General features: G+C 64.2%; 17 protein-coding genes and 1 pseudogene. 11 read left to right on the plus strand and 7 right to left on the minus strand.

Annotated elements, in window-relative coordinates; genetic code table 11:
* Positions 1-598: 598 nt before the first annotated feature.
* From IEY31_RS08015 to IEY31_RS08025, 3 genes are all read left to right on the plus strand, one after another.
* A complete protein-coding gene (locus IEY31_RS08015) occupies positions 599-3,328 on the plus strand; it encodes a PAS domain S-box protein (RefSeq protein WP_188970728.1) in 2,730 nt (909 codons plus the stop codon).
* On the plus strand, positions 3,315-4,151 hold the full coding sequence (locus IEY31_RS08020; protein WP_188970729.1) for an alpha/beta fold hydrolase: 837 nt from the start codon (positions 3,315-3,317) through the stop codon (positions 4,149-4,151). The genes IEY31_RS08015 and IEY31_RS08020 overlap by 14 nt, the downstream gene beginning before the upstream one ends.
* A gap of 86 nt (positions 4,152-4,237) precedes the next feature.
* Complete coding sequence (locus IEY31_RS08025; RefSeq protein WP_188970731.1) at positions 4,238-7,474, plus strand: diguanylate cyclase; 3,237 nt, start codon at positions 4,238-4,240, stop codon at positions 7,472-7,474.
* Between the two features lie 93 nt (positions 7,475-7,567).
* Here the strand turns inward: IEY31_RS08025 and IEY31_RS08030 are convergent, their stop codons facing one another.
* Positions 7,568-8,464, minus strand: coding sequence for a GGDEF domain-containing protein (locus tag IEY31_RS08030; RefSeq protein ID WP_188970733.1), 897 nt, complete (start codon positions 8,462-8,464; stop codon positions 7,568-7,570).
* A gap of 179 nt (positions 8,465-8,643) precedes the next feature.
* Between IEY31_RS08030 and IEY31_RS08035 the strand changes: the two are divergent.
* Positions 8,644-8,829 (plus strand): annotated as a pseudogene (locus tag IEY31_RS08035) (transposase); the annotation flags it as partial.
* A 91-nt stretch (positions 8,830-8,920) separates the two neighbouring features.
* On the opposite strand, the gene IEY31_RS08040 reads toward IEY31_RS08035, so the two are convergent.
* Entirely contained in the window at positions 8,921-10,033 is a 1,113-nt protein-coding gene (locus IEY31_RS08040; protein WP_188970735.1) for a GGDEF domain-containing protein, read from the minus strand.
* Positions 10,034-10,742: 709 nt separating this feature from the next.
* On the opposite strand from IEY31_RS08040, the gene IEY31_RS08045 reads away from it, so the two are divergent.
* The 4 genes from IEY31_RS08045 to IEY31_RS18660 all read left to right on the plus strand — a co-directional run bounded on the left by IEY31_RS08045 (position 10,743) and on the right by IEY31_RS18660 (position 13,531).
* Positions 10,743-11,993 (plus strand): aminotransferase class V-fold PLP-dependent enzyme, encoded by a 1,251-nt coding sequence (locus tag IEY31_RS08045; RefSeq protein WP_188970737.1) that lies wholly within the window; start codon positions 10,743-10,745, stop codon positions 11,991-11,993.
* Positions 11,990-12,463: a Fe-S cluster assembly sulfur transfer protein SufU gene (sufU, locus tag IEY31_RS08050; protein WP_188970739.1), complete on the plus strand. Its 474-nt coding sequence runs from the start codon at positions 11,990-11,992 to the stop codon at positions 12,461-12,463. The genes IEY31_RS08045 and sufU overlap by 4 nt, the downstream gene beginning before the upstream one ends.
* 281 nt (positions 12,464-12,744) lie before the next feature.
* Positions 12,745-12,966: a hypothetical protein gene (locus IEY31_RS18655; protein ID WP_229723415.1), complete on the plus strand. Its 222-nt coding sequence runs from the start codon at positions 12,745-12,747 to the stop codon at positions 12,964-12,966.
* A gap of 43 nt (positions 12,967-13,009) precedes the next feature.
* Complete coding sequence (locus IEY31_RS18660; protein ID WP_229723416.1) at positions 13,010-13,531, plus strand: MBL fold metallo-hydrolase RNA specificity domain-containing protein; 522 nt, start codon at positions 13,010-13,012, stop codon at positions 13,529-13,531.
* Here IEY31_RS18660 and IEY31_RS08060 read toward each other — a convergent pair.
* Entirely contained in the window at positions 13,518-13,790 is a 273-nt protein-coding gene (locus IEY31_RS08060) for a helix-turn-helix domain-containing protein (protein ID WP_188970741.1), read from the minus strand. The two genes, IEY31_RS18660 and IEY31_RS08060, sit on opposite strands and share 14 nt — an antisense overlap.
* 197 nt (positions 13,791-13,987) lie before the next feature.
* On the opposite strand from IEY31_RS08060, the gene IEY31_RS08065 reads away from it, so the two are divergent.
* Both IEY31_RS08065 and IEY31_RS08070 read left to right on the plus strand, forming a co-directional pair.
* Entirely contained in the window at positions 13,988-14,545 is a 558-nt protein-coding gene (locus IEY31_RS08065) for a hypothetical protein (RefSeq protein WP_188970743.1), read from the plus strand.
* Positions 14,542-15,054 carry a hypothetical protein gene (locus tag IEY31_RS08070; protein ID WP_188970745.1) on the plus strand — a complete coding sequence of 171 codons (513 nt, stop codon included), beginning with the start codon at positions 14,542-14,544 and terminating at the stop codon, positions 15,052-15,054. Before IEY31_RS08065 ends, IEY31_RS08070 begins: the two co-directional genes overlap by 4 nt.
* Before the next feature lie 2,948 nt (positions 15,055-18,002).
* Here the strand turns inward: IEY31_RS08070 and IEY31_RS08075 are convergent.
* From IEY31_RS08075 to IEY31_RS19025, 4 genes are all read right to left on the minus strand, one after another.
* Entirely contained in the window at positions 18,003-18,995 is a 993-nt protein-coding gene (locus IEY31_RS08075; RefSeq protein ID WP_188970747.1) for a hypothetical protein, read from the minus strand.
* A gap of 23 nt (positions 18,996-19,018) precedes the next feature.
* The gene (locus IEY31_RS08080) at positions 19,019-19,231 is read right to left on the minus strand and encodes a hypothetical protein (RefSeq protein ID WP_188970749.1); all 213 of its coding nucleotides are present in this window, start codon (positions 19,229-19,231) and stop codon (positions 19,019-19,021) included.
* A 309-nt stretch (positions 19,232-19,540) separates the two neighbouring features.
* On the minus strand, positions 19,541-20,125 hold the full coding sequence (locus IEY31_RS08085; protein ID WP_188970751.1) for a DUF2726 domain-containing protein: 585 nt from the start codon (positions 20,123-20,125) through the stop codon (positions 19,541-19,543).
* Positions 20,116-20,421, minus strand: coding sequence for an HD domain-containing phosphohydrolase (locus tag IEY31_RS19025; protein ID WP_373289132.1), 306 nt, complete (start codon positions 20,419-20,421; stop codon positions 20,116-20,118). Before IEY31_RS19025 ends, IEY31_RS08085 begins: the two co-directional genes overlap by 10 nt.
* On the opposite strand from IEY31_RS19025, the gene IEY31_RS18665 reads away from it, so the two are divergent.
* Positions 20,368-20,568 (plus strand): hypothetical protein, encoded by a 201-nt coding sequence (locus IEY31_RS18665; RefSeq protein ID WP_229723417.1) that lies wholly within the window; start codon positions 20,368-20,370, stop codon positions 20,566-20,568. The genes IEY31_RS19025 and IEY31_RS18665 overlap by 54 nt on opposite strands.
* The last annotated feature ends 203 nt before the right edge of the window (positions 20,569-20,771 follow it).

The following is a 20,771-nucleotide window of genomic DNA, read 5'->3' on the forward strand; positions in this document are numbered from 1 at the left end:
CCCAGGGCGCGGGGAATTGTACGGACAGCGGCTGGAACAGGTGTTCCGAGAGGGGATCTGGCTGCACCGGGACCTGACGACGGGTGGGTGTACGCGGGAGGACTATGCGCAGCAGAGTGAATCCCTCACCCTGCGTCTGGACGCCCTGCTGAACCGGGCACCGCTACAGTCGAAAGCGAACGAGCGCCTCCAGCAGGGCATTATGAAACAGCACGTACTGGATCGGTTGTGGCAGTTCCTGAAGCACCCCGACATTCCCCCGACGAATAACGCGGCTGACCGAGCCTGCGGACTGTGGTGATGGCGAGGAAAGTCTCGCAGTGCAGCAAGAACGCGGTTGGGGCGCACACGTACATGCGTATCAAGTCCACGGTGGAGACTGCGCGGTCAGGACCCCGTTGCGGTCCTGACCAGCCTCGCTCGCTAATCACAGACGCGTGCACTGCACTGGTCCTTGCTCTGCACCCTTATCCCGGTCAATTGGTTTCTGACCCACGGTTTGCAGGAACATTCCAAGTGTAAGGAAGATGTGAAGATGTTCAGTTATACTTTACTCTACGTTAGGCTCCTGCTCGTGGAACCCGGCTCCTGAGGTCCAATGACTGAATTCTCCACAGCTCCCTTTACCCTCAGTGCCCTGCATGACAACGACAGCTCCTTTCAGGCCCTGATCGAGCACAGTGCAGACCTCATCACCCTGCTTAACCGGGATGGACAGATCCTGTATCAAAGCCCCTCCGCATGTCAGCACCTCGGCTGTGACCGCGACCGTGCACCCATGCACCACATCACGGATTGCCTCCATCCTGAAGACCGTGAACGGGTGGTCCGTGACATCTGTCTCTCTACGCCCGGTGAGACGCTGACGCTGTGCCCTTACCGGGTGCACCATGCCAACGGCAGTTGGCGCTGGCTGAAAGGCACTGCTGTCAACCTGCTGGACGACCCCAAAGTGCGCGGCATTCTGGTGCAGTCACGTGATGTGACTGCCGAAGTGCTGGCCGGGCAGAGGGCCCGTGCGCTGGAAGGACTCAGCATGGCCCTGGCCAGCACCAGCACCACTGACGAGGTCGTGCAGGTCATGCTGCTTCAGGGGCTTGAAGCCATGGGCGCCCTCGCCGGTGGTGTTCTCCTGCTGGACGAGGGCGGCACACTAGTGAATGTGCTGGGGAGCGCCGGGTACCCGGAACGCATCGAGCGCCCCTGGCGGCGCTTCGCCTTAGACACACCTGTCCCCGCGGCCGACGCTATTCGCGAAGACCGTGATGTGTTCCTCACGCACGAGGACTGGCAGAGTATGTATCCGCACCTGCAACATGCCCATGGTGCCGGCAGCACGGCCGTGCTGCCCCTCAAAAGCAACGGGAAGGTCATGGGGGCCATCACACTGTCCTTCCAGGAGGACCGTGCCCCCAGTGAAACCGAACGGAAGCACCTGCGGAGCGTCGCGGCCCAGTGTGCCCTGGCCCTGGAACGCAGTGAATTACACGCACGGCTTCAAACCCAGGAACGACTGTTCCGCAAGCTCGCGGACCACAGTTCCGACCCGGTCGCCATCATCGGCCTCAGCGGAATGACGCAGTACGTCAGCCCTTCGGTCGAGCGCATGCTGGGCTATACGCCTCAGGAGCGCATCGGCCTGAACGTGTTCGAAGGCATCCACCCGGATGACCGCGACCGGGTCAACCGGGCGTTCAGGGAGGCGGTGGATACCCGGCTGCCATGTCTGGTCACCTACCGTTTTCAACACAAGGCAGGCCACTGGGTGTGGCTGGAGTCCACCGGCACCAACGCCATCCATGACACTGACCTCAGGGGCGTGGTGGTCAATACCCGTGACGTGACCGCCCGGATTGAGGGCGAGCAGGCACGCCAGGCCAGTGAACGCCGTCTGCAACTGATCGGGGAGCAATCTGACACACTGATCCGCATCTACAATCCGGACGGAAAGTGCCTGTACGCGTCGCCCGCAGCCGAAGGCATGCTGGGGTATACCCCAGAGGAACTGCGCACCTTCAAGATCGGTCAGGTAATGGACACAGCGGAAGTGACAGCGGCCTGGGGCGCCCAGACCCCCAGTTCTGCTTACCAGATGCGGCGCCGGGACGGCACGTTCGTGTGGGTACAGAGCACTGCGCGAAAAATCACCGATGAGGCTGGCACATTGGTGGAAATGCATGTCGCCACCCGGGACATCACCTCACGCAAAGAAGCAGAGCAGGCCCTGAACCTCCAGCTGCGCCGCTTCCAGCATCTGGTGGACCTGACTGCAGAGTTCGCCGCGCAGGAGGACGCTGAGCAACACATTCAGACCGCCCTGGAGCGCTGCCTGAACTTGACGCCCTACACCTACGGCTTTTACTTTCCGGTCAACGGCGACACCCTGATCGGATCACTGCGTGCCGGTGAGACCGCGGAGCAGATGCTCGCCTGGACCCTTCCCCTGGAGCGCATCCACCGCAACGGTCAGGTCGGTAAGGCCCTGCGTCGCCACGAAGTCTTCTTCGCGGGCCCTGAGCAGACGGTGTTCTGTCCGCCTGAACCGCTGCCACGGCAGGTCTGGACGTCCCTGGCGGTTCTGCCGGTGGTCTCAAGAGGTGTCTTGCGGGGCTGCATGGCTTTCGGCACGAACAGCAGGTTCGAGGTGGACGGCGATACCCGCCGGCTGCTGACCGGCGTGAGTGAACATGCCAGCCGCGCGGTGGAACGCAGCGCCCATCTCGACGATTTGAAGCTGTCCCGTGAAGAGACCCTGCGGGCGCTGGGCCTGGCGCTGGAGTACCGGGATTACGAAACGAAGGGCCACACCGACCGTGTCGTGGGCTTGACCCAGCTGCTGGGTCAAGCCCTGGGCATTTCAGGTGATGACCTGGACGCCCTGCGCTGGGGCGCGTTCCTGCACGATACCGGCAAGGTTGCCATTCCCGACGCGATCCTGCTCAAGCCTGGCAAGCTCGCCCCGGAAGAGTGGGAGGTGATCAAGCGGCACCCAGGCATCGGGTACGAGATGCTGCATCACATTCCTTCCTTGCCCCCGACCACCCTGGAGGTGGTGCTATACCACCAGGAACGCTGGAATGGCAGCGGATACCCAAAAGGGTTGACAGGCGCGGACATTCCACTTGCTGCGCGGGTCTTCGCAGTGGTGGATGTCTACGACGCCCTGACCAGCGAGCGCCCTTATAAGCGGGCGTGGACCCACGAGGAAGCCGCCGCACAATTGCGCAGGGAGGCGGGCGTGCTGCTTGATGCACGGGTCGTCGAGACCTTCCTGGGCATCCTGAATCACAACTCCCGAATTAAGGATCCATCGCATGACCCACACTAAGTTCAGCTCCAGCTTTGCTCAGCAATCCCGCGTCACCATCACCGGTTCAGGGGAACGAACCCTGCTGTGCGCCCATGGGTTCTGTTCTCATCAGGGTATCTTCCGTCACCAGGTTCAGGAGTTTGGAGCCACTCACCGGGTTGTGACCTACGATCTGGCCGGGTTCGGCAACTCCGATCCAGCGCTGTGGCAGGCTGACCGGCACCACCACCTGGACGGGTACGCGGCGGACATGGTTCGGCTGATCGATGAACTCGACCTGCGGCACATCACCCTGCTGGGCGCGTCCATGAGCGCCATGATCGGTCTGCTTGCGTCATTGCAGCGGCCGGAACGGTTTGATGCCCTGGTGTTCATTGGGGCCAGCCCAAGGTATCTGAACGCGCCCACGTACCTGGGAGGCTTTAAGCAGGCCGATGTCAAGGCGTTCTATGGGCTGATTGACCGACAGGACGGCTGGCAGGACGCGATGACCGGCATGCTGCTCAATCAACCCGTGTCGCTGGCCCTCCAGGAGATTGCTGAGCGCGTTCAGGGCGTGCGGTCAGAAGTGGCGGGCGTGGTGGCGCGGGCCATCTTCGAATCAGATTACCGCGGCCTGCTGGACAGTGCCCGTCACCCGGTGCTGGTGACGCAAACCCGGGCGGACAGCGCAGTCCCGGTGGAAGTGGGCCAGTACCTGTCCCAGCGCCTGCCCGATGCAGAACTGGCCTTCCTACCGGGCGTGGGACACATCCCCAACTTTACGGAACCAGGAGCGTTTAACCGCGTGCTGCAAAACTTCCTGAACCGTTTGGCGATGCGTGAGCTGGCGCTCGCCTGAGGCTTGATCTCGGGATCCTGGAGTGCTGCAGCGTACTGTGTAGCAGAGCAAGACGAAGGGCCCCGCCGAATTCAAGAAATGAGAACATGATAGAAAATACATCCCCTGCCTCTGCCGAATTTACCCTGCTGCTCGACAGCCTGCCTTCCCCGTACTTCACGCTTGACGCCACCGGCAATATCACGGCGCTGAATCAACGCGCCGCGCAGCTGGTGGGGCGGGACAGGGAGACCCTGGTGGGGTGTCATCTGGAAACGGAGTTCCATCACCTGCTGGATGACGAGTGGTCCGTGGTCTGCGAGAAGGCCCTTCGTGAACAGCGGTCCCTGAGCCTCGAGCCGTACAACGCCTTTTTAGGGCGCTGGTTCAAGGTTACCCTCATCCCTGCGAACAGCGCGTTGATGGTTCACCTGCAGGACGTGACCAATGCTCGCCGGATGGAGCAGCTTCAGCAGGTCACCGCGGCCTTGCTCACGCCCAGGCGGGCGCAGCAGGTCATTGAGATCATGCTGACCCAGGCGGGGGCAGTCATGGGGGCGTCCATGACGGCGCTGATGCAGATCACTGCGGACGGCGAGCATCTGGAACGCGTGGCCGAATGGGGGTATACCCCCGAACTGCGCGCCCGGCTTAGCCGTGTTCCGCTTCACCTGAACATTCCTCCCACGGACGCAGCCCGGCACCATCAGCCTGTATTTGTGAGTGGTGATGAACGGGACTGGCAGTACCCGGATTCCGCGGAGGTCCATGCGCAGCGCACGCAGAGCGTCGCGGCACTTCCGCTGGTGGTCAACGAACAACTCTATGGGGTCCTGACCTTGAGCTTCAACGGGCCACGCCGCTTCGACGAGATGGAGCAGCACTTCATCCTTACCATGACGCAGCTGTGTGCTCAGGCGCTTGACCGTGTGCAAAGCCGGGAAGTCGTTGTGCAGGCGAATGAACGGCTCGCTTTTCTGGGGCAGGCCAGCACGCTTTTGTCCTCCTCCCTGAACCTGGAGGACACCCTGCAGCGTCTTGGAGAACTGACGGTGGAGACGCTGGCCGACTGGTGCACGGTCTTCTTGCCTGACGCGGTGGACGACTTGAAACTCCGAACGGCCGTTCATCGGGACCCGCAGCTGGTGGCCTCGCTGTCACAGATGCTCGAGGCCTACCCCCTCGACCGAGCCGCCCCGAATGGGATCTATCAGGTCTACCGCACAGGCCAGTCGGTCCTCACGGCCAGCGTTTCTCAGGCCGTGATTGACGCCCTTCCGGACGCGAAGAAACGTGAGCAGCTCCAGAACCTGGCGTTGCGCTCCATGTTGACCGTGCCGCTGGTGGCGCAGGGGCAGACCATCGGCGTGATGTGCCTGGCGTCCTCGCAGGCGGACCGCGCTTACACGCCAGAAGACCTGGAACTGGCAGAGGACCTCGCGCACCGGGCGGCAGCAACCATCGAGCACACCCGGCTGTACATGGCCGTCGTGGACAGCGAGGCCAGAATGTCCGGCATCATCAGTACGGTCTCCGATGCCGTGATCACCACGGGGGAAGACCAGCGGATCCTGGTGTTCAACGCGGCGGCTGAAGCCATGTTCCATCTTCCGGCTGTGGAGGCACTTGGCCAGCGGATGGACCGGTTTATTTCCGTCCGGTCTCGCGATCAGCATGCCCAGCTCATGCAGCAGTTCGCAGAGGCACGCACCTCGTCTCATGGCCTGCCGGGCGGGCGCATCACCCTGCAGGCCATGAGGGTAGACGGCTCTGAATTTCCTGTGGAAGCCACGATCTCTCAGGTGAACGTGAGAGGACAACAGCTCTTCACGGCAGTCTTCCGTGACGTGAGCGAACAGCACCAGGCTGAGCAGGCCCTGCGCGAAAGCGAGGCGCGCTTCCGCTCTACCTTTAACCAGGCGGCGATCGGCATCGCGCATGTCAGCCTGGAGGGCCGCTGGATGGGCGTGAATGACCGACTGTGCGACATCCTGAGATACACCCGCGAAGAGCTGACCGAGCTGACCTTCCAGAACGTCACCCATCCGGATGATCTGGATATCGATCTCACGAACGTACAGCGGCTCCTGACCGGTGAACTGCGCACCTATTCCCTGCACAAGCGGTATCTCCGCAAGGACGGGACGGAGGTGTGGGTGAATCTCACCGGCTCTCTGGTGCGTGACGCACAAGGTCAGCCTGCTTATTTCATTGCCGCAGTGGAAGACATCTCCGATATCAAACAAGCGGAGATGTCCCTGCGGCTCGCCCGCGACGAACTTGAACTCCGCGTCGAGGAGCGCACCGCTCAGCTGCAGGACCTCAGCATTCAGCTGCAGACCCAGGTGCAGGAACTGAAAAGCCACAACGAGGAAAGCCAGGTCCTCAGCGAGATGGGGGAAATGCTGCAGTCCTGCCTGAGCGCGGAGGAGGCGCAGCAGGTCGTGGCGAAGTACGCGGCGCAACTGTTCCCAGACGTGGCTGGTGCCCTGTATGACTTCGGCCCGTCCAGGAATGTGTTGGAGCAGGTGGCCGCCTGGAATGGTGCGTCTGGGAGCGACACGATCTTCGGTCCATCCGATTGCTGGGGCCTGCGCCGCGGCCGCGCTTTTGTCTCCGCCCAGGGGGAGCAGGGCCTGCGGGACTTACGTTGCCGGCACGTGCATGTCCTCGGCCCGGTCCTGTGCGTGCCGCTGCTCGCGCAGGGGGAAACCATTGGTCTGCTGCACCTGAGCGGCCAGGCGCCGTTCACGGCCCGGCATGAGCGCCTCGCGCAGACCACTGCTGAAGCGCTGGCCTCGGCGCTGGTCAACCTCCGCCTTCGGGAGACGCTGAAGCAACAGTCCATTCGCGACCCCCTGACCGGCATATTCAATCGCCGGTATCTGGAGGAGACCTTCGAACGGGAAGTCCGCCGGGCCCAGCGGTATGGGGTTCCCATGGGCCTGATCATGCTGGACGTCGATCACTTCAAGCGCGTCAATGACAACTATGGACACGAGGTTGGTGACATCCTGCTGCAGACCCTGGGCGGCCTGCTCAAGACCAACGTGCGGGGTGAGGATGTGGCCTGCCGCTACGGCGGTGAAGAGTTTGCCCTGCTGCTGCCTGGCGCTGACCTGCAGCAGACGGCTGCCCGTGCCGAACACATCCGTCAGGCGGTTGAGGACCTGAAAGTCAACTACCAGGGGCACCCGATCGGGATGGTCACTGTGTCCATGGGCGCGGCCGTCTACCCCCAGCATGGAACCCACCTGGCCCAGTTGATGCGCAATGCCGATTTCGCCCTCTATGCGGCCAAACGGGAGGGCCGTAACCGCGTCAACCTGGCGCAGCACGCCTGAGCGTGACCAGGACAACTGGATAGACCGTCAGCGCTTATTTTGAAGGAGCTCCCAGCATCTCAGAGAATGAGGCTCGCCAGGGTGCTCCAACCGTTAGCGACAGTCGCGAATGACGAATGTGTGCTTCCCCGCACGCTTGGCGTCATACATGGCCCGGTCTGCTGCCGCCAGCACTGCTTCGGCATCCATACCTGCTGCCGGCAGCACAAAGCCGAGACTCGCCTGCACCCGCACTTGAACACCCTGAAGCCGAACTGGACGTTCCAGCGCGTTCAGAAGCCGCTGCGCGAGCGAGTCCAGGGCGCAGCCTTCCATAGCCCGCACCAGGACCACGAACTCATCTCCTGCCAGCCGCGCCAACACGTCCCCTTTCCGGATGCACTGCTGCAGCCTGATGCTGACCTGCCGTAACACTTCATCTCCCGCTTCGTGACCGAAGGCGTCATTTACCGCCTTGAAATCATCGAGGTCGGCGAAGCCTACAGCGAAGAGGCGGCCGGATCCCAGATCACGGACGGCCGCCTGTAACGCCTGCATCAAGAACGAGCGGTTCCTCAGTCCGGTCAGGTCATCCGTGTGCACCTGATTTTCCAGTGTTCGCTGGAGCAGCACGCGCTGCGTCACGTCCGTCTGGATGCCCACGAAGTGTGTGAGGTGGCCCGCCACGTCCTGTACAGGCGCGAGGTTGAGCGCGTTCCAGAATGCCGTGCCGTCCTTGCGGTAATTCCGGATGATCACGTCAATCGCTTCGCCAGCGTTCAGCGCATGCCGGAGGCTCGCCTGGGTCTCAGGATTTGTGTCTTCTCCTTGCAGGAAGCGGCAGTTGCGTCCGAGGATCTCGCTGGATTGGTAACCCGTCAGTTGCTCGAAGGCTGAATTGCAGTACACGATCGGCTGGTCACCCTCGCTGCTGGTGATGACGATCCCGTTGGTCGCCGCGTTCACTGCGCGCATCAGCACTTCAGGAAGGTGTCCATGGTCTTTGAGCATGCCAGGCATTCTGCTCCTCTCGCCCACCGACGTCTTGACAGTCAGTCTTCAGATTCTGGGGTCACGGCATCAGGCGTAACCGAATGGCATGGGATCTCTGGATTGCAATACAGGGCTGCCATTCATCAGGGATCTGCAATACCGTTCCGCGACGCGGGAAACCGCATGTGGTCAGGTGATTGGAGCAAGCCGCTTCCTGCGGCCTGCCCGACATCCAAACGCTGGCCACCCGTCGGGTGAGGGAGAAGGAAGCACTCCTCGCCGCGATGACCCTGTCCTGGAGCAATAGGCTCACTGAAGGCGTTGTGAACAAGATCAGGTTGATCAAGCGTCAGATGTACGGGCATGGGTCATTTGAAACCCTTCGCCAACGTGTTTTGCTCGCGAGCTGCCCCGGTGGACGGAATCAGCGGCAGAACCGCAGAATCGGGGGAACCCCGAGCGCGTGGTCTCAGTCTAGTGCGGCACCTTGCTGCGCCGGCGGTCCGGATACCGGACCGCCGGCGCAGCGGACTGCTTGCACAGCACCGAGCGGTTGCGTCCCTGGCGTTTGGCCGTGTAAAGCGCCTGATCCGCCCGTTCGAGGGTGTCCTCGATGGCTTCCCCAGGAATGTAACGGCTGCCGCCCAGCGACGCGGTCACCCGCAGCGCGGGCTTGCCGTTGCTCACCTGCAACCCGGCCACCCGTGCCCGGATGCGCTCAGCGGCCTGCCGGGCGGCTTCCGAACTGCCCGGCGCGAACGCAAGCAGGAATTCCTCGCCCCCATAGCGCCCCACGAAATCGCCGTGCCGCAGGCTGCGCGCCACTTCCTGCCCGAGGGTCCGCAGCACCTCGTCACCGCAGTTGTGTCCATAGGTGTCATTCACCGTCTTGAAGTGGTCGATGTCAAGCAGGAAGACATAGAAGCTCTCGCCGCTGCTGTCATGCAGGGCCGTTTCCATTTTGTGGGTGAGTTCCTGCATGATCGCTCGCCGGTTGGGGAGCTGCGTGAGCGTGTCGTGCAGGACAAGTTGCTCCAGCTCTCTCATGGTTATTTCGAGCTGCGCGTTGCGTTCCTGGAGTTTCTGGCGCAGCCGGGTCATTTCATGACCGAGCAGACTGATCATGCCCATGACTCCGGTGTAGGCGAACACCACCACGACTTCGATCGGAAGGTGGACGCGTTCGGGATGCGTGACCAGCAGGGTGCCCAGGATGGTCAGGTACATCCCCACCATCAGGAGGGCGAGCATCAACACCTGCCGCAGCTGGAAGATGAACAGAGCGAACATCAGGGCCATGGTGCTGAGCAGCAAGAACGCCATGCGGGCCTGCGGATCTTGCAAGTGGAACATGATGTACGCATTGCACGCCAGGCCAGTGAGCACCTGCGGAGCGGTCATGGACGGATCCCGAAGCCGCAAGTTGCGCCCGCTGAGCAGCAACCACAACACGGTCGCGTTGACGCCCAGAATGACGATGATATAGGGGATCAGCGTCGAGGTTTCAATAACCCCCATCACTTCAAATCCAACGGCGACCAGCGCCGTGAAGACGTAGGTCAGGCTGCCCAGCAGCGTGCGCTGCAATCGCAACTTTTGAGCGGCCTGAAGGGAGCGTTGTCCTGTCGACATGTATACCTGAGGAGAAGTCTAGGCCACTCAATCTGACAGAAGCCTTGTACCGGTGCAGCTGCAGCCGCGTGAACACGTGTCCGGAGCTGCCCGGTACCTGCTGCGCATCGGTGGAGTCTGGCTCCCTTAGCAGCTGCTACTTTATGGTCAATGGCGTTCACGACGCAGTGCGGCATACAGAGGGCAGGATCTGGTCCTATGACGACTCCCGCTGCTGCATCACCGCCCACCCTTTTCTGACCTGTTGCCACAGCGGCTGACCCACGGCGGACGGCAGGAGGCGGAGGCAGGATGGTTCCAGAACGCCCAGCCGACCTGCTTGAGCACGTCGGAGCTGGGTTCCACCGACGCTTCCCCCTGAAGCGGGGCACCCCAGGGACCTGGATCGTGTTGTCCTGGCCTACGGCCTGCCAGTGGCCCTCCACCATGCCATATGCCCTCCGCACTTGCCCCACCAGGCGCGCTGACTCTGCGGGTCAAACCGGCCTTGCTATACCCGCCTCTGCCAGCGAGAAACGCAGCTGTTCGGCGGGTGTAGCAAGGCCCACCGTCACATTCACGCCACCTCCAGACGGCGCCTGTGCCCTGGGCCGGAATGGCCCGTGTGGGCGGCTGGTACCATGCAGCGCAGGACCCGGTGCCTTTGCCCGGCCAAGGAGCGGTCATGATTCGTACGCCTCTACCCCCCCCACCTGCAGCCCAGCTGCTGGACGTCAGGGCGGACTTTCCTCTGTTTGCCCACCGCCCGGAGCTGGTCTTTCTGGACTCAGCCGCCTCCAGTCAGAAGCCTGCCGCCGTCATTCAGGCGATGGCGGAGTTCTACGCCCACGACTACGCCAACATTCACCGGGGGGCCTACCGGCTGTCGGCCAGCGCCACAGACCGGTTTGAGGCTGTGCGCGACCGGGCCGCGCAGTTCTTCCACGCCCCCTCGCGTGACGGGGTCATCTTTACGCGCAACGCCACCGAGGCCGTCAATCTGGTGGCCCACAGCTGGGGACAGACCCACCTGAGCGCCGGCGACGTGGTGCTGGTCAGCGAGATGGAACATCACGCCAATCTGGTGCCGTGGCATCTGGTGACCCGACAGTGCGGCGCGCGGGTGGAGGCCGTTGCCATGACCCCGGACGGCAGACTCGACCTGGACGATTACAGGCGCAAGCTGCGCGAGCTGCCCGTCAAAATTGTGGCACTCCAGCACGTGAGCAACGCGCTGGGAACCATTCATCCGGCCCACGAACTGGTAGAGCTGGCCCATGCCCAGGGTCTTCCGATTCTGCTGGACGGCGCGCAGGGGGCGCCGCACCTTCCGCTGAACCTGGACGAGCTGGGCGCGGACTTCTACGTCCTGAGTGCCCACAAGATGCTGGGCCCCAGCGGGGTGGGGCTGCTGCTGGCCCGCCCCGAGGCGCTCCGCGGGCTGCCTCCGTACCAGGGCGGCGGCGACATGATTCGCGAGGTCTATCCCGAGTCCAGCACCTACGCCCCGCTGCCCCACCTCTTCGAGGCGGGCACCCCTGCGATCGCCGAGGTCATCGGCTTCGGCGCGGCGCTGGACTACCTGGACGGTCTGGGCATGGCCCGCGTTGAGGCTCACGAGCGCGCCCTGCTGGACTACGCCCTTGGACGGCTGGAAGCGCTGGAGGGCCTGCAGCTGTACGGCCCGTCGGGGCCGCGGTGCGGGGTGGTGAGCTTCAACGTGGCGGGTGCCCATGCCCACGATGTGGCCGGTTTTCTGGATGAGGCCAACATCTGCGTGCGGGCTGGCCACCACTGCGCCCAGCCACTGATGCGCGCCTTTGACGTTCCCAGCACCGTTCGGGCCAGCTTCTCGGTCTACACCACGCCCGCCGATGTGGACGCCCTGGCAGACGCACTGGGCGACATCGTGCAGTTCTTCGCGGAGGAACCATGACCGGATCAGGCACCGTCATGCAGGCCCTTTACAAGGAGGTGGTGCTGGAACACTACCGCCGCCCGCGCAATTTCGGAGACCTGCCGGACGCCACGCACGCGGAGGGTGGCCACAACCCGTCGTGCGGCGATCAGCTGCAGCTGATGCTGCGGCTGGACGGGGACCGCATTGAAGACGCCCGCTTCACCGCGCAGGGCTGCGCCATCTCGGTGGCCAGCGCCAGCCTGATGACCAGCGCGTTGCACGGCAAAACCGTGGAGCAGGCCTTTGCCCTGATCGGCGCCTTTACCGGGATGATCCGCACCGGGGAAGCCGCGCCGGAACTGGGTGACCTCGCGGCCCTGCGCGGCGTGCATACCCTGCACACACGCGTGAAGTGCGCCGCACTGCCCTGGCAGACGCTGCAGGCGCTGCTCAATCAGGCGCAACTGGACGCCGGGCATGATGAACCGGGACCCGGGCGGCCCTGAGTCTGGCGCGGTGCCCACACGGTGCGCCCACAGGCCCAGGCTAAGCCCCTTTTGGGTCACCCCATTTCGGTCTCATCAATGGTTCGGAAAATTCAACCAGCTTTAAGCGGCGTTGACTCTCAATCACGGCCATCGGAGCGACCCTACGCAGGGGTAGGCGGGGGCTGATCCCCTCGTTCGCGCTGGGCCGCGCCCAGGAGATCACCCAGCTGCTGCAAACGGGTATGGCCAGTGGGCTGCTGCCCCAGGTGCCCATCCATCTGGATGGGCTGACCCGTCAGATGACCCAGACGTACGAGGAGCTGCTGCCCCTGCTACCTAAAGCCCTGCAGAACCGCACGAAATCCAGCGGGCAGCCCGCCTTCCTGAGCGGCATCGTGACCCCGGTGGGAGACCGGCGCGAGCGCGAGGCCATCCTCGCCTCGGACCGGCCCGCAGTACGTCCGTGCGTGGCTGCCTCAGGCGGAGAACGCCCTGTTCGTCGTCGGCTACCAGGACGCTGAGAGTCCGAGCAGACGGCTGCTGGAACTGCAGCAGGGCGGGGAAGTGCTGCTGCCGGATGGCCGAGGGGGCCGCGAGCCCATCCCGGCCTCCTCCCGCATCGAGCGCTTCTACCTGTCGGCGCACGCCGACAGGGGCGGCCTGCTCGGCATGATCGCCCGCTACAGCCCGGGCAAGGTGCTGCTGACCCACGGGGACGTCGCCCCCCGCACCAACATGGCCGGCTACCTGAACAGCAAGTACGAGGTAGCCCTGCCTAAAGTGGGGGAAGTCATCGAACTGCAGGACAGCGGCCGCCGCAAAGGGGCCTTTCTCAACGCCGGCAAGAAGAAGCTCGAGGCCCTCAAGGAGCGCCATGCCCGGGGCAAGGTGCAGGTGCGCTACGACGCCGAGCAGCATGCGGTGGTCATCGAGCTGCCCCAGGAAGTGGACGGCACGCTGTTTGGGGAGGGGGAGTACACCCTGGAGGTGCTGCGGGGCAAGCTTAGCCGCATCAAGCTGCGCGAGCGGGATCAGGAGGCTCTGGCAGGCATGGAGGTGCCGGAGGCAGACATCAGTCCAGATTGAGCGGGTCGACCTCGGATGTGGATTCGGATCCAGGCACGTATTCCAGAATGTCTGTGAGTCGCACATCTTCGCCGGTTAACCGGCGAAGACCATCAAGCAGGGCGGCCAGGGTTGGCAGATCAACCCTGACAGGAGCGTCTTTTCCAGCAATCCGGTACACCGTACTCAAGCGCTGAATGCCGCTCGCTTTCGCTAACGCGTAAGCGGTCAGACCACGTGCCTTGAGAAAAGAGTCGAGTTGCCAGCGGACCTCGGACATCCATCCATTCTGCCTCACAACGTTAGATTCGTTGGACTATTCCGTCTTGACGTACTTACCGTCTAGTGGCAATAATAGAGATCTGAAGGGGCTAGGGCCTAGGAACTCAGGCCCCCTCAGAATCCAAAACCTGTTTGAGGTGGATCGTATGAAGCATACCCCGAGCATCCCGCCGTCCCATCACCCCTGGGATCCCCATGCAGTTTGAGTTGCTGCGCGCCCACCAGCGCTTCCTGCCGCTGATCGGTCAGCGCCGCAGGCGGACCGACGACGAGGCTGAGCCGCTCACCAACCTCCTGGTCAGTCCGGCCGTGAAGAACACGCTGCTCAATGCCCTGGGTGGGGGCGGCCCACACAGTGGACCGCTGTTTGGCCACCGCGATCAGGGCGAACTGCACGTCCGCTTCGCAGCGGCGCGCGGTTACAGCGCCGCCCTGGCCCCGGAGCCCCTGGCCATGGACCCCCTGTACCTCCTGGGCCTGACCGATGCCTACCGCCAGACGGACCCCCGTCTGGACTGGGCGGGGCAGTGGCTCACGGCCCGTGGCGGGGAGTTCCCTGAAGTGTCCGACTGTCTGCGGTGGTTCGAGCGGGCCGCCGAGCAGCAGTTGGTCACGCCCGAACACCCCCTGGTGTTCGCCGGCTGGCTGTCCCACAGTTTCACGATGCTGGCCTGCCATGTGGGGCCGGACGAGTTCGACCCGTGTACCTGGCTGGCTCTCCACCACACCCCTGAACCGGAGGTTCAGGGATGACCTCTGCCCCGACTGAACCCCTCACGGTCATCGTCAACTTCGGTGCCCAGCAGCAGGCGGTGAACCTCATGCGCGCTCCGCCCCTCTCCTGCTTCACCGCCCTGGTGGGCCTGACTCAGGGGGACCGGGCCTGGATCGCTGACCTGCAGACCGATGCGCCCGAGTGGATGCGCAACGCCCACGGTGAACTGGACACTGGGCGCGGCGATGACGTTCAGCCCTGGTATGACGGCTACCGGGCGGGACTCAGGTTCATCAAGCGGCACCATCTGGGCTGGTGGTGGCACTGTGAGGCAGCTCCGCCGGAGGACGCCAGGGACGTGCTGGGGATGCCGGAAATGACCCATCTGCGGACGCAGCCTGAGCGGTACGTGATCCCGTCGGAGCGTGGCGGCCTGCCCCATGTGCTGCTGCTGTTGACGTGGCTGCAACAGGACGAGCTGCGCTTCCGGGTGCTGCAGGCTGAGGGGCCAGTGCCGCACTTGCGGGAGCTCCCCGTGCTCGTGTAACCCAGCTCAAGAAGGGCGCAGCTCTGGCTGCGCCCTTTCAATCGGGACCTGACGACCGACTGCGGATTACCGGGCCGTACTGAAACTTCCCGCGCCTCTTTCCAACGCTTCCCTCTTCCAAGCCAAACACCCTGACTTGGTTCGGCTGGCCAGCGCTTCCACAGTTCGCCGGGCATCACGGGGCGAGTCATCGGCCGCACGTTGCCCCGCCTGTCGCGCTAACGCCGCCACAGGTGTTGCGTGGACAGAGCACTCCACGGTCTGCGTCTTCAAGGCACGTCCACGCAGCCGTGCAGGGTGGCAGTGATAGACCGAGCCCACCATGCTGATGTCCATGCCTTCTCCGCGCTGCCCGTGATGCCGTGGACGCCCGAGCGCAACTGATCCATACCCGCACATCTACTGTCAGTTCAGGTGGCAGGCTGCAGGCTGGCAGACACCGAGGTCATCTCCTCCTGAGTAGAGGACTCAGCATCGTGGGCGTTGTTCCAGGTTGGGACGAAGGCAAGGACCTGGCTCTCGGTTCGCTGGCTCTCTCTCCCACGATCAACTGCGGCGCTGTCTGGCGTTCGGCGTGCGGCAGCGCGCGGCGCGTGATGTTCATTCACTTTCTGCGTCATCGCCGTCGTCACACAAGAACGAGTCCGATGCGTGGCGCTCCGTCACGCCGCGCGCCGCGACCTCGTTGATGCTCAGTCCGCCAGCTGTTCCGGGATGAAGGTCTGTCGCCAACGCATCACCGTCCGTGCGCGTCCGCCGCCGGCATCACGGCACGTGGGACAGAAGTGTGTCTCACCCCGGCGTCCGGTCCCACGTCCATCACTCAACAGAATTCTGGATGACTGGTGGAGGCGCACACGCTGACGACCCTGGGTCGGGTGTCGGTCACGCCCGCACTCTGTGTCACAACGTCAGGAGATGGTGGAGGCGGTCCACCTGCAGCGCTTCAGAGTCTCCGATGCTCCCAAGAAGATGCACCCTCCAACCAACTGACCTGACACACTCCCGCACAAGCGAGGCGAACAAATTTCTCGAGACGCGTACGGGCACCCGTCGTCGGAGTGCGCCAGGCCTCTGGCCTCGCAGCCATCACCAGAGGTCACGGTGACCAGCACCTTGGATGTGGACTGGGCGCCGAGACAAGTCAAGACGAGGTCCATGGTGTTGCGGCCAAGACTGAGTGCCCACGCCCAGATTTTTGCGCTGACCATTTCAGGCTGGCTCACCTCTGCTGCTCTGTCCCCGCGAGAGTGTGTCTGACCTCTGACGAAGGGACAAGGGCGGCGCTGATTTCTGTTCAGCGCCCGGTCAACCCCACGGTCCGTCTGGTCACGGCATCACCGGCACACGCCGAGCGGTCCTGCCACTTCTCTCCCCGCCCTTCCATCCACACCTCGCTGGTCTCAGCTCGCCGCTGCCTCGCCACGAAGTGTGCGCGAGTCCCTGCCCTCTTCAGAAAGAAGAGACCGCGGGGTGACGGCTGCCCGTGCACCGCTGAGACCTTGCGGACTTCAGGTGCACAGTCGCACCTCGCCAGGCGGCGCGCCCTGATCCCGGGTCAGCTCAGACAGGACACACCGCTCGATGACTTCCTCCCGTTGCCGGATCAGCGTCAGCCCCTGTCAGTGAAGTTCATCCAGACTCCAGTGGTGCACCGGGGGACACGGCCACTCAAAGTCACACCGACGGTCTTGAGTTGGGTCATGCGTGCCGCCGGTCTCGCCCGCTCTTAGGGCGGGTGAGTCGCTTGCCCCCTCGTGGGTCCGGGTGGCCCTCAGCCCGCAGGGCGGCCACCCGCCCCGGATGTCCTGCCTTGCCCGGCGCCTCGTGGTGTGTGCGGATGAGTCGCTTGCCCCTCGTGCATCCGGGTGGCCCTCAGCCCGCAGGGCGGCCACCCGCCCCGGACGTCCTGCCTTGCCCGGCGCCTCGTGGTGTGTGCGGATGAGTCGCTTGCCCCTCGTACATCCGGGTGGCCCTCAGCCCGCAGGGCGGCCACCCGCCCCGGATGTCCTGCCTTGCCCGGCGCCTCGTGGTGTGTGCGGATGAGTCGCTTGCCCCTCGTGCATCCGGGTGGCCCTCAGCCCGCAGGGCGGCCACCCGCCTCGGACGTCCTGCCTCGCCCGGCGCCGCCGACGTGTTGCCGCCGGCCACCCGCCGAGCGGGCCACGCCGCCCCGCACCGTAAAGGCTCGGGCTGGAGCGCTGGGGAGGGCTGCAGGGCCGGGTGTGGGGGGCGTTGTGAGGGTGGTGGGTGTGGAAGTGTAGATATTCGATGTATCTCGGAGTTTCGTCGCCAATCGAGACTTTTTCTGACTGTGAAGCACTCCGAATCTGGGGGATATGTGTGCTATCGGGGGTAAAGCGCGCTAAGTCTCGGCGTGAATCGATACCCCCAGAAGGCCTGATCTGGCGTGTTCGCCTGGCTTGCCAGCACTGGCGCTGGCACCCCGCCCCACGAAGATGGGTGACCGCAGCCGCTGCCCTCAAGGTGGGGTGGGTGCCCAGATGTCCAGCGTCCGGGGCCGCCACTTCCCGTCTTAATGTGACCGGCGCACGGTTCAGGCACCGCATCATCTCCTGACCTTTCGGGGCATCCGTGCCATGGTTCAGGGCCGCGACTTCACGTCTTAATGTGACCGGCGCACAGTTCAGGTGCCGCATCGTCTCAGGACCTTTCAGGGCATCCGAGCCATGGTTCTGGAGCGCCAGATGTCCGGCGTCCGTGGCCTCTGCGTCCCGTCTTGATGTGACCGCGCACGGTTCAGGTGCCGCATCGTCTCCCGACCTTTCAGGGCATCCGCGCCATGGTTCGGGGCCTCCGCGTCCCGTCTTAATGTGACCGCGCACGGTCCAGGCGCCGCATCGCCTCAGGACCTTTCAGGGCATCCGGGCCATGGTTCTGGACTGCCACCCGGCCGTGTCGGGCTGCCCGGTTCTGAGGCTTCCGGCTCATGCGCTCCACCACGCCGGGTGCACCCAGTCCACGCGGTACTCGTGACCAAACTGCCGTTGCAGGTTGCTTGAGCGCTGCGCCGATGGGGTGCCCCAGAGGGTGCTGAGGTAGCCCTGCTGGATGAACGAATCCAGCTTCCGTTCCACCAGCCGCCCTGAATAGTCGCCCGTGTCCGCCTCGACGGCGTGGCGTGTTCCGGCGTCGCTGACCCATACGGCATCGGGCTGATTGAGCTTGAGCAGGCTGCGCGGGTCAACCTTCCAGCGGGCCGGATCAGCCGGGACGCCCAGCATCAGCCGCATCCCCGCGAGGGTCAGCCGGTGGTTGAGGTCCGTGTCGCCCAGGGCGGCCATGTCGTCGGTGACCACCAGCGTCCGCTGCACTTCCAGGGCGTACCGCCCGCCGATGGGGCGCATCAGCGCGACGGTGGACAGCCGTCCGGTCAGGTCCGACGGCAGCAGTCCGTAGTAGCGGCGCGGCTGAGAACTGGACAGCACGCCGTCGACGTTCAGGTCCACACGGGCCTGGGCCAGACGGGCACTGAGGGGCTGTTGCAGCAGTGCGAGGGTGGCGTCCGGCAGGGGGCTGCGGCGTGCGCGCAGGACCTCCACTTGATGGGGGAGCAGGTGCGGCGTGTTGCCGTGAGGGTAGGTTTCGAGTGACCGGGGGATGCGGGTAAAGCGGGTGGTGTCGTCCGCCCTGGGCAGCGCGTGGATCAGCGTCATGACTGAGCGGTGCGTCTCGGCGCGGGCCTGACCCTTGCGGGGGGAAGGCGTGAAGATGATGACGTCGATCTTGCGGTACAGCGCGTCCGCCTTGGTCTGGGTGGCGATGTGGGCCAGTGCCTCGGCGGTGTATCCGCCGCCGGAGAACTTGCCGCCCACCAGTGCGCTTTGATGCGCGCCGTTGGTGTTGACCTCTCTCAGGTTGAGTTTCAGGAACAGCGTATCCAGCGCCCTGTAGTGCGGATTGCGGGCGCGGTCCGGCACCTCATACGCCCAGCCGCGCGCGTTCAGGACCAGCCGCAGGTAGGCCCCCGGTCCAGCTGCGCCACCAGACTCAGGGCGTCGCTGGCGGTGTGAAACAGACTGACGCGGCCGCGTGCGAGCAGCTGGTACATGCGGCCCATCTCGGTGTGTTGCACGCCGATCACCCGCTCGGCCTGCAACACCGCGAGTCGGGATTCGCCCAGGAAGCCCGGCGGCCTCCTGGTGGGTCCAGGCACCGTCTTCGTTGTAGAGCCCGGCAAGGTCATATCGTTCCTGATCGCTCAGGGGAAAGCGCAATCCGGCATTGGGGCCGCGCCGCTGAAGGGGTCAGCTCTGGGAGGCATGGGTTCTCCTGAGCGGCGACAAGCACCGTAGTTCGGTCTGGAAGCGGGCTGTTTTTGAGTCTTTTTTGGCGGGGAGGAGGTGGCGTGTGTGGACGGGGCCGCGGTGGCGGGCTGCCCAGATCGCCCAGACTGGGGGGACGGTATTTCTGGAAACGCGTCCCGCCGGCGTCGGTTCCAGCAGCATGCGTAGTCCGTGACGCCTCACGACGGCCTGCGCCACATCACCCCGCTCAAGCCAAGGGCAAGGGCCGCCTGACCGCCTGTACATCCTGGAGGTGGCGTTTCAGGGTCATCTCCAGGCTCTGCTGGGTGTGGCCGCAAAACCGGCAATCCCGCATTGCAGAAAGCGATGTGTTTCACCTTGTCCTGGTGCTGCTGGGTGGCGGCGCCGTGGCTCATGCCGTCCAGTTCAATGGCAAAGCCCGGGCAATGACCCGGCAGCGACACCATCAGCAAGTCCACGTGCTTGTCGCGCCGCCAGGCGTACGTCGCCTGTCGTCGCTGCGGCGGCGCGGTGATCACGAACAGATCGTTCAGGTGCACATTCGGGAACACGCGGTACTCACGCGACAGCGTTCGCTCTAACGTTCGGAAGACTTGGCCCTCGCTGCGGCTGAAGAAGTACCCCTCGACCTTTCCGTCCAAGTGGTCGGGGATCGTGGACGTGGGCTGACCCCGATCGGCGGCCTCCTGTCCAGGTTCTGGCCAAACCATCTGCCCACCATGGCCCGGCCCCATGGTCAGGACAGCAAGGGAGATCACGAGGACAAGCAGGATCAACAACATGGCCATAGCAAAAGCATTCCAAAGCATCTCTGACAGGCTTCTCTCGTTGTCTGGAGAGAATCAGGTAACAATGGAGAAAGCGGCCCGAAGACCGCCTCGATCTCGGCCAGCGCCGCGCTGGGCGTGCACGCCAGCTTGTAGGGCCGCTCATTGATCAGGAGGTCATACACGTCGCACAGCGCGAACACACCTCTCGCCAATCTGATGTCCTCGCCCGCCTTGCCGGCCGGGTAGCCCTGCTCATGCCAGCGTGCGTGGCCGAGTCGTTCACTTGGGACGCCCGGTCTCAGAACCACCGCGCCCCGGGGCAGAACTACTGCGAGATCGTCGAGCGTTTGCGAACTGCGGGCCTGACCTTCAAGGACAAGGCGGCCGACTTCCGGAAGCTGGACCTGGGCTTTGCCCGTGAGATCGCGCCGTACGCCCACCAGACGGAACATTGAAAGCCTGGAAGGCCGCGGGATGAAGAGGAGTCTTCAACCGGCCCACAGGCTCGGGCAAGACTTCGGTGGCCCACAGGCCCAGCGGGGCACGCCCGGCAGTGCCTTGATGTGTGTCTCTACTCTGGATCTGCTGCAGCTCGCCATCCGGACCGGGCCGAATTATGCTGATACTGGTACGGCAAATGAGACTGTTGCGGTGTCTG

Source organism: Deinococcus aerolatus (genome assembly GCF_014647055.1).
In the GTDB taxonomy this organism is placed as follows: Bacteria; Deinococcota; Deinococci; order Deinococcales; family Deinococcaceae; genus Deinococcus; species Deinococcus aerolatus.

Coding starts and splice junctions, on each gene's coding strand:
- IEY31_RS08015 (WP_188970728.1), top strand. CDS start 599: ATGACTGAATTCTCCACAGCTCCCTTTACCCTCAGTGCCCTGCATGAC.
- IEY31_RS08020 (WP_188970729.1), top strand. CDS start 3,315: ATGACCCACACTAAGTTCAGCTCCAGCTTTGCTCAGCAATCCCGCGTC.
- IEY31_RS08025 (WP_188970731.1), top strand. CDS start 4,238: ATGATAGAAAATACATCCCCTGCCTCTGCCGAATTTACCCTGCTGCTC.
- IEY31_RS08030 (WP_188970733.1), bottom strand. CDS start 8,464: ATGCTCAAAGACCATGGACACCTTCCTGAAGTGCTGATGCGCGCAGTG.
- IEY31_RS08045 (WP_188970737.1), top strand. CDS start 10,743: ATGATTCGTACGCCTCTACCCCCCCCACCTGCAGCCCAGCTGCTGGAC.
- sufU (WP_188970739.1), top strand. CDS start 11,990: ATGACCGGATCAGGCACCGTCATGCAGGCCCTTTACAAGGAGGTGGTG.
- IEY31_RS18655 (WP_229723415.1), top strand. CDS start 12,745: ATGACCCAGACGTACGAGGAGCTGCTGCCCCTGCTACCTAAAGCCCTG.
- IEY31_RS08060 (WP_188970741.1), bottom strand. CDS start 13,790: ATGTCCGAGGTCCGCTGGCAACTCGACTCTTTTCTCAAGGCACGTGGT.
- IEY31_RS08065 (WP_188970743.1), top strand. CDS start 13,988: ATGCAGTTTGAGTTGCTGCGCGCCCACCAGCGCTTCCTGCCGCTGATC.
- IEY31_RS08070 (WP_188970745.1), top strand. CDS start 14,542: ATGACCTCTGCCCCGACTGAACCCCTCACGGTCATCGTCAACTTCGGT.
- IEY31_RS08085 (WP_188970751.1), bottom strand. CDS start 20,125: ATGTTGTTGATCCTGCTTGTCCTCGTGATCTCCCTTGCTGTCCTGACC.
- IEY31_RS18665 (WP_229723417.1), top strand. CDS start 20,368: ATGCCAGCGTGCGTGGCCGAGTCGTTCACTTGGGACGCCCGGTCTCAG.